Genomic DNA, 12,417 nt, shown 5'->3' on the forward strand with positions numbered 1-12,417 from the left:
ATAGAGGTGCCCGCGCGGCGCTGACGATGACCATTCAGCCCGCCTATGCATGACCATCGTGCGCTGCCGTTACCGGGCGATGGCCGCCTCCAGCGCCTCGTTGAGCGTGCGCAGCACCTTGACCCGGGCGAAGCGCTTGTCGTTGGCCTCGACCAGCGTCCAGGGGGCAATCTCGGTACTGGTACGGTCGACCATGTCGGCCACGGCACCGGCATAGGCGTCCCACTTCTCGCGGTTGCGCCAGTCCTCCTCGGTGATCTTGAAGCGCTTGAAGGGCGTCTCCTCGCGCTCCTTGAAACGCTGGAGCTGGGTGTCCTGATCGATCGACAGCCAGAACTTCACCAGCACCACGCCGGCGTCTACCAGCTGCTCCTCGAAGTCGTTGATCTCGCTATAGGCACGCAACCACTCGTCCGGCGTACAGAAGCCCTCGACGCGTTCGACCAGCACGCGGCCGTACCAGGAGCGGTCGAAGATAGTGAACTTGCCGCGCTCCGGCACGTTGCGCCAGAAGCGCCACAGCCAGGGCTGGGCGCGTTCGTCCTCGCTCGGTGCGGCGATCTGCACGGTGCGGTACAGACGCGGATCGAGCGCCCCGGTGACCCGGCGGATGGCGCTTCCCTTGCCGGCCGCATCGTGCCCCTCGAACAACGCCAGCACGCCACGCTTGCGGATGCGCCGATCACGCAACAGCCGCGACAGGCGCGCCTGCTCCTCGGCGAGCTGCAGCTGATAGCTGTCCTTGTCGAGCTTCTGGCTGAGGTCGAGGCTGCCGAGCAGCGTCAGGCGGTCCAGATCGAGCGCGAGCGGCGCCGAATGTGGATGCGAAATTCCATTCACCGGTTGTTCCGCCGCTGCCAGCGCGGCCTGCAGTCCCTCGAGCAGCAGCCGGCCAACCGCCAGGCTGCGGTAACGCTCGTCGACGCCCTCGATCACGTACCAGGGCGCGAAGTCGCGGCTGCTGCGGCGCAACACCTGCTCGCCATAGCGCACGAACTTGTCGTAGGTCTTCGATTGCTGCCAGTCCAGCGGGCTGATGCGCCAGCTATGCAGCGGGTCGTCCTTGAGCGAATCCAGGCGCGCCTTCATCTGCGCCTTGGACAGGTGGAACCAGAACTTGAAGATCAGCGTGCCCTCGTCGCAGAGCATGCGCTCCAGCCGCTGCGCGCGGGCGATGGCCAGCTCCAGTTCGGCCTTGTCGATGCGCCCGTGCACGCGGTCCTCGAGCATTTTGCTGTACCAGTCGCCGAAGAAGATGCCGGTATGCCCCTTGGGCGGCATACGCCGCCAGTAACGCCAGGCTGGCGGACGCGACAGCTCCTCGTCGCTCGGCACCTCGAAGCTCTCGACGGTGATCAGCCGCGGGTCCATCCATTCATTGAGGAGCTTGACCGTCTCGCCCTTGCCGGCGCCTTCGATGCCGTTGATTAGGATCAGCATCGGAAAGCGCGCCTGTTCGCGCAGTCGGTACTGCGCCTGCAGCAGCGCTTCGCGCAGCACCGGCACTTCGGCGTCGTAGGTGGCCTTGTCGACCGCGTGGCCAATCTCGGCGGATTCGAACATCGCTTTCTCCCTGTCTGGCAATGCCGTTCACCCTAGCAGGCCGGTGGCGGCGCGCGCGAGCGGCGTGCTTGAGGCACAATGCGCGGCATGAACGCGCACCCACCCCTGCCCCGCTGCTGCACCGCCCTGGATGACCGCTGGCCGCTGCCGCGCGCGTTGGCCGGCGTGCATCTGCTGAGCACGCGCTTCGATCCGGCGTTGCTCGATCCGGAAGATTTTCCGCGTTGGGGCATCCCGACACCGCGAGGCGTGAGCAAGCGCCAGGCGGAGTTCCTCGCCGGCCGGCTGTGCGCCCGTCAGGCACTGCTGCGGTTGACCGGTGCGCCAGCGGTGCCGACGGTTGCGGCCGATCGCTCGCCATGCTGGCCCGCCGGTGTGGTCGGCTCGATCACCCACGGTGCCGGCTGGGCCGGCGTGGTGGTCGCGCACCAGCAGGCCTGGCGTGGCCTGGGGCTGGATATCGAGCAGCAACTGGAGCCCGAGCGGGCCGACCGGCTGGCGAGCGAGATCCTCACCGCAGACGAGTTGCAAGGCTACGCCGCGCTGCCCGCCGTGCAGCGCGCGCAGCGGGTGACGCTGACGTTCTCGCTCAAGGAAAGCCTGTTCAAGGCGCTCTATCCGCTGGTCAAGCGGCGCTTCTATTTCCAAGACGCCGAACTGGTGGCCTGCGACGCCAGCGGCTTCGTGCGCCTGCGCCTGCTCACCGAACTGTCGACGCAATGGCGCCGCGGCACGGAGCTGGAAGGCCAGTTCAATGCGTTCGACGACTATCTGCTGACGCTGGTGAGCATTCCCGCGTGACCGACGCGCTCAGGCCTTGCCGGCCCGCGGCGTGTGGCGACTGGGCCAGCGCAGGCTGAAGCAGGCGCCACCCAGTTCGCTGCGACCGATCAGCGCGCGACCGCCGTGCCAGTAGATGATCCGCCGCACGATGGAAAGCCCCAGTCCATGCCCGCCGGAAGCCCGCGTACGGCTGTCGTCCAGGCGCAGGAAGGGAGTGAACACGCGCTCCCAGTCCGCCTCCGGCACGCCGGGGCCGTCGTCCTCGACGCGCAGCCAGACCTGCCCGGCATCGAAGGCGTAGCTCACCCGCACCTGCGTTTCGGCATGGCGGGCCGCGTTGCTGATCAGGTTGCTCAGCGCACGGCGCAGGTATTGCAGCTCGGCGTCAGCGCGGCTGCTGCCGTCCGCCGCCGGCACGCAGTGACCGCGCTCGATACGGATCGCCGGACGCAGCGGCGCCAGCTCGCCGATGACCTGATCGACCAGCGCCTCCAGGTCCACCGGCGCGAACTTCAGCGTCGGCAGTCCCTGTTCCAGGCGGGTGTACACCAGCATCTCGTCCACCAGCCGGTCGAGATCGTCGATATCGGCATCCATACCCGCCAGATGCTTGCGCCGCGCCTCGTCGCTCTGCGCGTCGGCGCTCATCTCCAGGCCGAAGCGCAGGCGCGCCACCGGCGTGCGCAGTTCATGCGCCACTGCGCTGACCATCTCGCGCTGCACCGCCAGCAGGCGCTGCAGCTGCTTGGCCATGAGGTTGAACGCTGCCGCCAGACGCCCCACCGAATCGCTGCCGGCATCGGGCACATGCGCGCTCAGGTTGCCGCTGGCGATACGCGTGGCCGCCGCCTCCAGCACGCTGAGGCGCTGCTCGAGCTGGCGTACCAGCAGGTAGACGGTCAGCCCGATCAGCGACAGACCGAGCAGGCCGATCAGCAGCAGCAGATGCGGCGGATAGGCATCCAGCGGATACAGCGGGCCGAGCTGCATGATCCACGAGGTACCGGCGACGGCGGCGAACACGCGGATGGCGCCGCCGCCCTGGTCCAGCGCCATCACCGTGTCGCCCTCGTCGAGGCGCCGACGCTGGTCGTCGTCGAGGTTGGCGCTGTCGCGTGTCAGCAGCTGCAGCGGATAGCCGAAACCGCGCGCTTCCTTGAGTTCGGCCAGATGCCGCGGCTGCTCGTTCTCGGGATAGCGGATCAGCTCGTCGATCAGCAGGTAGATGGTCGCCCGCGCCAGCTGCTCGCTGACCTGCTCGACCTCGCCAGTGAGCACCAGCCCGTCGCGGGCGCTGACCAGGCTGAACACCGTGGTGCTGCGCGGGCGCAGCTGTTCGACCAGCACCTGACCGCGCAGCAGACGCGTCTCCAGACGGTCGTCGAGATCGACGTCGTCCAGCGTGCGCACCCGCAGCGGAATGCCGAGCAGGCGCCCCCAGAGGTTGGCCGCCTGGCGCCGCTCCACCGGGGTCATGCTGCTCATGTTGTGCGCCATCAGACGAAAAGTGCCGCCGGCCAGACGCTCGCGGTGCGCATCGGCACGCACCTCGTTGAGCAGCTGCAGGCCGCCGGCACCCAGCAGCGCCACCAGCACCAGCACCGCCAGCACGCCGCCATAGATGCGCAGGAAGATCGAATTCATTCAGACAGCGCTCTGCGGGCGCGGCACGTCAGGCCAGCGCCTCGGCGGCTTCGGAGACGAACAGGTAGCCCTTGCCGCGCACGGTCTTGATCAGGCGCGGATGCTCCGGGTCGTCGCCGATCTTCGGCCGGATGCGCGAGATGCGCACGTCGATGGAGCGGTCCTGGCCGTCGTATTCAATGCCGCGCAACTGGGCGAAGATCTCCTCGCGCGAGAGGATGCGGCCGGCGTTGGAGGTCAGCAGCCAGAGCAGGTCGAACTCGGCCCCGGTCAGCTCGATCTGCTTTTCACGCAGCCAGGCCTCGCGCAACGCGCTGTCGACCACCAGCGGGCCGAACTGCAGGCGCTTGGCGCTGCCCGCTGCTTCCGGCGTGTCGCGCCGCCGCAGCAACGCACGGATGCGCGCCAGCAAGAGGCGCGGGCGCACCGGCTTGCACACATAGTCGTCGGCGCCGGTTTCCAGGCCCAGCACCTGATCCAGGTCATCGGCACGCGCGGTGAGCATCAGGATCGGCCCGTCATACTGTTCACGCGCGCGCCGGCAGATGGACATGCCATCCTCGCCGGGCAGCATCAGGTCGAGCACCACCAGATCGGGACGCTCGCTGACGATGCGCTCGACCGCGCGCGCGCCGTCGGCCTCGATGGACACCTCGAATGCGCCATCGCCCTGCAGGTATTCCTGAGTCAACTCCGCCAGCCGCCGATCATCCTCGACGATGAGGATTCGCCACGTTTCCTGCTCCATTGATGCCTCCGCCGACACTGCCAGACCGATCCGAACGCCGGCGCATTGTACCCAACCGCGCCCGGGAAGGAGCCTGCAGAACCTGCCTGTCACAAACACAACATATAGTGATGGCCGCTTTTCGCGTCGACGCGACGAGTGGCGCGGACAGTCCTCTTTTTTCCGGCCTTGGGGCTGGCTCCGATGGTGCGCGGGTTTGCCTGACGCAGCACTTTTTAACCCACAAAGCACCCACATCTTATCCACAGCTTGTTCAGCGAACGCCGGTTGCAAAGGCACGCCAGCGGCATTAAGGTGTCGCCCCCTCGCAGCCTGAACCCCATATATTGGGGTTTAGCTCAACCAGAGACACAAATGGCTTAGCGATGCCACTTGTCACCTTCCGTCGGCCTGCAACTCGCCAACAGCCGCGCGAGCAGAGCCGCATGCGACGCTCAAATGCCGGGTCCTGCGCGACAGCCTGCCAACCCCAACCGCTCGCACCGATAGTACGGACCGAATCCACAGGCACTAGATATTGTGTTGACAGTGTTTTTCACGAAGCTATTCTTCCCGACATTCTTGCGCCCTTGACCGACGTCATTGGCGCTAACCGAACAGCAACGCTCGACCTGAACCAACCTTGCGGGCACAAGCCCATCCAGAACCATTACCGCGACCAAGAGAGAATCCGGAGCCCCCATGCAGAACCCATCCACTCGCGAGAACCCGCTGTCAGCCGATGCACCGGATCTGGCGGCTACCGCCCCGGGCCAGCTGCGCGTGATCAAGCGCAACGGTACTGTCGTCCCCTACACCGACGACAAAATCACCGTCGCCATCACCAAGGCCTTTCTCGCAGTGGAAGGCGGTAACGCTGCCGCTTCCTCGCGCATCCACGACACCGTCGCGCGTCTGACCGAGCAGGTCACCGCCACCTTCCGCCGTCGCATGCCTTCGGGCGGCACCATCCACATCGAGGAAATCCAGGACCAGGTCGAACTGGCCCTGATGCGTGCCGGCGAGCAGAAGGTCGCCCGTGACTACGTGATCTACCGCGAAGCCCAGGCCGTCAAGCGCAAGAGCGCCAGCGGCAGCAGCGACATCGCCCAGCCGCACCCGAGCATTCGCGTCACCCGCGCCGATGGCAGCCAGCAGCCGCTGGACATGGGCCGCCTGCAGACCATCATCTCCGAGGCCTGCGAAGGCCTGGCCGAAGTCGATGGCGCGCTGATCGAGCGCGAGACCCTGAAGAACCTCTACGACGGCGTGGCCGAGAAGGACGTCAACACCGCGCTGGTGATGACCGCCCGCACCCTGGTCGAGCGCGAGCCGAACTACAGCCAGGTCACCGCGCGCCTGCTGATGGACACCCTGCGTGCCGAAGCCCTGGGCTTCCTCGGCGTTGCCGAAAGCGCCACCCATCACGAGATGGCCGACCTCTACGCCAAGGCCCTGCCGGCCTACATCGAGAAAGGCGTCGAGTTCGAACTGCTCGATTCCAAGCTCAAGAGCTACGACCTGGCCAAGCTGGGCGCGGCACTGAACCACGAGCGTGACCAGCAGTTCACCTACCTCGGCCTGCAGACCCTGTACGACCGCTACTTCATCCACAAGGACAACGTCCGCTTCGAGCTGCCGCAGATCTTCTTCATGCGCGTCGCCATGGGCCTGGCCATCGAGGAAGAGCAGAAGGAAGCGCGCGCCATCGAGTTCTACAACCTGCTGTCGTCCTTCGACTACATGGCCTCGACGCCGACCCTGTTCAACGCCGGCACCCTGCGTCCGCAGCTGTCCTCGTGCTACCTGACCACCGTGCCGGACGACCTGGGCGGCATCTACGACGCCATCCGCGATAACGCCCTGCTCTCCAAATTCGCCGGCGGCCTGGGCAACGACTGGACCCCGGTGCGCGCACTGGGCGCCTACATCAAGGGCACCAACGGCAAATCCCAGGGCGTCGTGCCCTTCCTGAAAGTGGTCAATGACACCGCCGTTGCGGTCAACCAGGGCGGCAAGCGCAAGGGCGCGGTCTGCGCCTATCTGGAAACCTGGCACCTGGACATCGAGGAATTCCTCGAGCTGCGCAAGAACACCGGTGACGACCGTCGCCGCACCCACGACATGAACACCGCGAACTGGATTCCGGACCTGTTCATGAAGCGCGTGTTCGATGACGGCCCCTGGACCCTGTTCTCCCCGTCCGACGTACCCGACCTGCACGACCTCACCGGCCGCGCCTTCGAGGAGCGTTACGAGTACTACGAGGAGCTGACCAAGTACGGCAAGATCAAGCTGTTCAAGACCCTGCCGGCCAAGGACCTGTGGCGCAAGATGCTCTCGATGCTGTTCGAGACCGGCCACCCGTGGCTGACCTTCAAGGACCCGTGCAACCTACGTAGCCCGCAGCAGCACGTCGGCGTGGTGCACAGCTCCAACCTGTGCACCGAGATCACCCTGAACACCAACAAGGACGAGATCGCCGTCTGCAACCTGGGCTCGATCAACCTGGTCAACCACATCGTCGACGGCAAGCTGGACGCGGCCAAGCTGGAGCGCACCGTGCGCACCGCTGTGCGCATGCTCGATAACGTCATCGACATCAACTACTACAGCGTGCCGCAGGCGCAGAACGCCAACTTCAAGCACCGCCCGGTGGGCCTGGGCATCATGGGCTTCCAGGACGCGCTGTACCTGCAGCACATCGCCTACGGCTCCGATGCCGCCATCGACTTCGCCGACAAGTCCATGGAAGCCATCAGCTACTACGCCATCCAGGCCTCCTGTGACCTAGCCGACGAGCGCGGCGCCTACTCCAGCTTCCAAGGCTCGCTGTGGTCCCAGGGCATCCTGCCGCTGGATTCGCAGCAGATCCTCATCGAGGCCCGTGGCCAGAAGTACATCGACGTCGACCTGTCCGAATCGCTGGACTGGGCGCCGGTGCGCGAGCGCGTGAAGAAAGGCATCCGCAACTCCAACATCATGGCCATCGCCCCGACCGCGACCATCTCCAACATCGTTGGCGTGTCGCAGTCCATCGAGCCGACGTACCAGAACCTGTACGTCAAATCGAACCTGTCCGGCGAGTTCACCGTGATCAACCCGTACCTGGTACACGACCTCAAGGCCCGCGGCCTGTGGGACCCGGTCATGGTCAACGACCTCAAGTACTACGACGGCTCGGTGCAGCAGATCGAACGCATCCCACAGGACCTGAAGGACCTGTACGCCACCGCCTTCGAAGTGGAAACCAAGTGGATCGTCGAGGCGGCCAGCCGCCGCCAGAAGTGGATCGACCAGGCCCAGTCGCTCAACCTGTACATCGCCGGCGCCTCGGGCAAGAAGCTCGACGTGACCTACCGCATGGCCTGGTACCGTGGCCTGAAGACCACCTACTACCTCCGTGCCCTGGCCGCGACCAGCACCGAGAAGTCCACCATCAACACCGGCAAGCTGAATGCCGTGAGTTCGGTGATCGACGAAAGCCTGAGTGCCGAACCGAAGCCGGCTCCGGTGCCGCAGGCGTGTTCTATCGATAACCCCGACTGCGAAGCCTGCCAGTAATAAAAGTCGCGCGTAGCTGAGCGGCGTCTGCGGCGTTGCCCGGCGAGTCGGCCCCCATCGCGTACATCAGTACGCTCAGGGGCTCCTCCTCGCCGGGCGCCTTGCAGCCACTCGCTCAGCTCCACGCTCGCACCGAGTGGCCTGATTCGTAGGGTGGATGTCGCTTTCCACATCCACCGTTGCCCCACTCGATGGCCCGCAACACCAAACCAGATTCCGCGCTTTTGCGTGCAAACCAAAAGCCACCCAAATACATCCGACCGGCCAAGCCCCGGTCCCCGATCAGGAGCAATCGCAAATGCTGAGCTGGGACGAATTCGACGAAGAAGAAACCACCACCGCCGCGCCGGCCACTGCTGCCGCGCAGCCTGCGAGCCAGACCGCCGCCAAGCTGGACAACGAAGCCGCCGGTTCCGTGGAAGAAGCCCGCGCCGTTGCCGCTGACGACTCCGACGCCATCGCCCGCGCCAAGCGCGCGCTGGACGAGCTGGACATCCGCGAAGGCCTCAACGAACTGGAAGGCGAAGCCGCCCGCGTGCGCGTCGACGAGAAGCGCATGATCAACGCCCGTGCCGACCTCAACCAGCTCGTCCCCTTCAAGTACGACTGGGCCTGGCAGAAGTATCTGGATGGTTGCGCCAACCACTGGATGCCGCAGGAAGTGAACATGAACGCCGACATTGCCCTGTGGAAGAGCAAGGACGGCCTCAGCGAAGACGAGCGCCGCATCGTCAAGCGCAACCTCGGCTTCTTCTCCACCGCCGACAGCCTGGTCGCCAACAACCTCGTGCTGGCCACTTACCGCCTGATCACCAACCCCGAATGCCGCCAGTACATCCTGCGCCAGGCCTTCGAAGAGGCTATCCACACCCACGCCTACCAGTACTGCATCGAATCGCTGGGCATGGATGAAGGCGAGATCTTCAACATGTACCACGAGATCCCGAGCGTCGCGAAAAAGGCCAGCTGGGGCCTCAAGTACACCCGCTCCATCTCCGACCCGACCTTCCAGACCGGCACCCCGGAGACCGACAAGCAGTTCCTGAAGAACCTCATCGCCTACTACTGCGTACTGGAAGGCATCTTCTTCTACTGCGGCTTCACCCAGATCCTCTCCATGGGCCGCCGCAACAAGATGACCGGCACCGCCGAGCAGTTCCAGTACATCCTGCGTGACGAGTCCATGCACCTGAACTTTGGCATCGACATGATCAACCAGATCAAGATCGAGAACCCGCACCTGTGGGACGCCGAGATGAAGGACGAAGCGACCCAGATGATCCTCCAGGGCACCCAACTGGAAATCGAGTACGCCCGCGACACCATGCCCCGTGGCGTGCTCGGCATGAACGCCGCAATGATGGAGGACTACCTCAAGTTCATCGCCAACCGCCGTCTGACGCAGATCGGGCTGAAGGAAGAGTATCCGGGCACCACCAACCCGTTCCCGTGGATGAGCGAGATCATGGATCTGAAGAAGGAGAAAAACTTCTTTGAGACGCGGGTTATTGAGTATCAGACGGGTGGGGCGTTGAGCTGGGATTGATGCCGGAAATCCTTATCTATTGGCGCTATTAGCTACGCCAGCTCAATTTTGACTAACCCCGCCATGGCGGGGTTTTTAATGGGGGCTCACATGCGTTTCAGAAAATTAACAAAATGGGAACAACCCGAAAACTGCCAACCTTTAATCTTCTTCGCACAAATACTCGAAGAGCTACTTTTCGATTACTCTTTATCGACCTATAAACCTTCCGCGATGAACACCAGTCTTCTCTGCGGAGAAGCAAGGGAAACCATTATAGAAATCGAGAAAGGGGTCATAACCAAGCCAAATCTTGACCATATTCTTCGTGAACTACTTGAGAATCTCAGCAAAGACCAAGTCGCAAAAAAACTAATAGACTTCGATGTAGCCACAATAAAGTCGATACTTTTAGATCCGAAAAATTCAGCCAGCAGCAAAAAAACAACAATCGAGCTTTTGTGCCGACAAATAGACCTTAGAGCCTATAAAAAAAAGAACGAAGAGCTGCTTATTAATTCAATTTGCGTGTCTGCATGCCTGAAAGACATACGAGAGCTCTCCCGAAGCTACATTACCACCTTATTGAATATCGGCTATACGTCTGAGCACATAAACTCTATTGCATCCAAATTCTTCTACCACGACAAAAACGAGATCATTACCGGGAACGAAGCGATAACTGACTTTATCGGACTCTTCCAAGAGGAGCCAAATGAATTTCTTGTAATATACCGAGCCTCCAAAGCTTTCAAAACCATTTCCAACGCCTGCTCTTCTTTCAACGTAGAGATATCGGAAGACCTAGCCCACCTGGAATACAATCTATCCAACTACAAGTTTCCTCTACGAGATGATGAATGCTTTTTTATTACAAAAGACATAAAGGCACGCGATCCGAACTCTGCGAAAGCCAGATCAGATCAAAAAATCGAAACAATAGCGACTCTTTTCAATCTCTTTCATCACAAAGAAAGTCCTACATTTTCTCATGACTGCCTAATAATCAACCAAACTAAAAAACTAGTGCACCGCTCAAAAAAAGAGATCAACGCAATGCACAAATGCATAGATCTCACCGCAGAAAAAGCGGCACCAAAAATGAATAAGCTCATAGCAGAGTTTTCTCTCGAAAGATTTTCATTCCAAAAATTTAACCGTTCAGCAGAGCTACACGCATTAGCACTACGGACGGATTCGAAAGAAAATCAGATGATAAACCTGTGGATAGCACTTGAGTCATTTGTTCCTGCAAAGGATGAATCTCTAGAAATATCAAATATAGAACATATTTCTAAAATGGTAATCCCATTTATAAACGTATATTATTTCCCAAAGATTCTTTCCCGCCTAACTAGTGACTTACTCAACTGGAACCGGCGTGCCTTCATCGCAGCAGTTAAAGGAATTGAGGGCATCGGGCTTGTCGAAAAAACTGCGAAACTCCTTGCTCTTCCAGAATTGGAGGAAAGGAGAAAAGCATTAAAATCAGAGTTTAGGCAATTTTACTTGCTTGCAGATCGATTCACCTATTTAGAAAGCGTATTCTCGTCGACCGGGAACATAAAAAAAGCTCTGGAAAGCCATACCATTAGGATTGAATGGCAAATTCGTCGAATATACAGAGCTAGAAATTTGATAGTTCACAGCGGTAAGACGCCCAGTTACACAAGCATACTCATCGAAAACACGCATGAATATCTGGACTGCATCTTTACTTTATTCATTCAACTCACCACAAAACCCAAAAAAATAAATGATATTTCTCAAGGATTTGCATATATTGGTGTTTTCTACAATGAAATATTTAAAACCATTTCGCAAAATTCAAGACCTTTCGATGAAGATCTAATAAAGCGGATTTTCCAACTAAACACGTTCGCCTAACGAGGTAGTCTGGCGCGTGGAAAAGGCTTCGCCGTTTTCCACCCTACGCAACATCGATGCGTCGGCGGTGTGGGCGGGTGTGATGGCGTAGGGTGGATAACGCTTTGCTTATCCACCGATACGGACCTCCCGCCAACACAACGCTCAAGGATGAGCCGCCATGTCCCGCTACCGCCGCGCCCAAGTGCCGGGCGCCACGTATTTCTTCACCGTCAATCTGCTCAACCGGCGCAGCGACTTGCTGGTCCGCCATGTTGACCTGCTCCGCGAGACGGTGCGAGCCACACGCTTACGCCATCCCTTTCACACCGACGCGTGGGTCGTTCTGCCCGACCACATGCATTTGCGTCTGGACGCTACCGGCTGGCGACGCTGACTTCGCCCTGCGCTGGAAGGTCATCAAGTTCGCTTTCGCCCGTCGCCTGCCAAAGACCGAGATAACGACGGCAACTCAGCGCTCCCGCGGCGAGCGCGGGATCTGGCAACGGCGCTATTGGGAGCATTTGATTCAGGATGAACGGGATTACCGGCATCACGTGGACTACGTGCATCGAAACCCGTTGAAGCACGGCTTGGTGGAGCGTGTCGTCGACTGGCCCTATTCGAGTTTTCATCGGGCGGTCGGAGCTGGGGTCTACCCGGTTGATTGGTGCGGTGATGAGGCGGAGGGATTCGCAGGTGATGCGGACTGACGCGTGGAAAAGGCTTCGCCGTTTTCCACCCT

7 protein-coding genes and 1 pseudogene are annotated in these 12,417 nt (G+C 61.1%); 5 read left to right on the top strand and 3 right to left on the bottom strand.

Features of this window, described 5'->3' with window-relative positions; genetic code table 11:
- Positions 1–69: 69 nt before the first annotated feature.
- Positions 70–1,563: a polyphosphate:AMP phosphotransferase gene (gene pap, locus HU825_RS16835; RefSeq protein ID WP_054093250.1), complete on the bottom strand. Its 1,494-nt coding sequence runs from the start codon at positions 1,561–1,563 to the stop codon at positions 70–72.
- Between the two features lie 87 nt (positions 1,564–1,650).
- Between pap and HU825_RS16840 the strand changes: the two genes are divergently transcribed.
- Positions 1,651–2,364: a 4'-phosphopantetheinyl transferase family protein gene (locus HU825_RS16840; RefSeq protein WP_189328016.1), complete on the top strand. Its 714-nt coding sequence runs from the start codon at positions 1,651–1,653 to the stop codon at positions 2,362–2,364.
- 9 nt (positions 2,365–2,373) lie between these two features.
- On the opposite strand, the gene HU825_RS16845 is transcribed toward HU825_RS16840, so the two are convergent.
- Positions 2,374–3,990 carry an ATP-binding protein gene (locus HU825_RS16845; protein WP_234302519.1) on the bottom strand — a complete coding sequence of 539 codons (1,617 nt, stop codon included), beginning with the start codon at positions 3,988–3,990 and terminating at the stop codon, positions 2,374–2,376.
- Positions 3,991–4,018: 28 nt separating this feature from the next.
- Positions 4,019–4,738 carry a winged helix-turn-helix domain-containing protein gene (locus HU825_RS16850; RefSeq protein ID WP_054093253.1) on the bottom strand — a complete coding sequence of 240 codons (720 nt, stop codon included), beginning with the start codon at positions 4,736–4,738 and terminating at the stop codon, positions 4,019–4,021.
- A 681-nt stretch (positions 4,739–5,419) separates the two neighbouring features.
- On the opposite strand from HU825_RS16850, the gene HU825_RS16855 reads away from it, so the two are divergent.
- The 4 genes and pseudogenes from HU825_RS16855 (at position 5,420) to HU825_RS16870 (ending at position 12,385) form a co-directional block, all read left to right on the top strand.
- The gene (locus tag HU825_RS16855; RefSeq protein ID WP_234302520.1) at positions 5,420–8,281 is read left to right on the top strand and encodes a ribonucleoside-diphosphate reductase subunit alpha; all 2,862 of its coding nucleotides are present in this window, start codon (positions 5,420–5,422) and stop codon (positions 8,279–8,281) included.
- A gap of 298 nt (positions 8,282–8,579) precedes the next feature.
- The gene (locus HU825_RS16860; protein ID WP_084904129.1) at positions 8,580–9,827 is read left to right on the top strand and encodes a ribonucleotide-diphosphate reductase subunit beta; all 1,248 of its coding nucleotides are present in this window, start codon (positions 8,580–8,582) and stop codon (positions 9,825–9,827) included.
- Between the two features lie 90 nt (positions 9,828–9,917).
- Complete coding sequence (locus HU825_RS16865; protein WP_234302521.1) at positions 9,918–11,693, top strand: hypothetical protein; 1,776 nt, start codon at positions 9,918–9,920, stop codon at positions 11,691–11,693.
- Positions 11,694–11,853: 160 nt separating this feature from the next.
- Positions 11,854–12,385, top strand: a pseudogene (locus HU825_RS16870) (REP-associated tyrosine transposase).
- Positions 12,386–12,417 lie beyond the last annotated feature (32 nt).

It is taken from the genome of Pseudomonas phenolilytica, assembly GCF_021432765.1.
Taxonomy (GTDB): domain Bacteria; phylum Pseudomonadota; class Gammaproteobacteria; order Pseudomonadales; family Pseudomonadaceae; genus Stutzerimonas; species Stutzerimonas phenolilytica.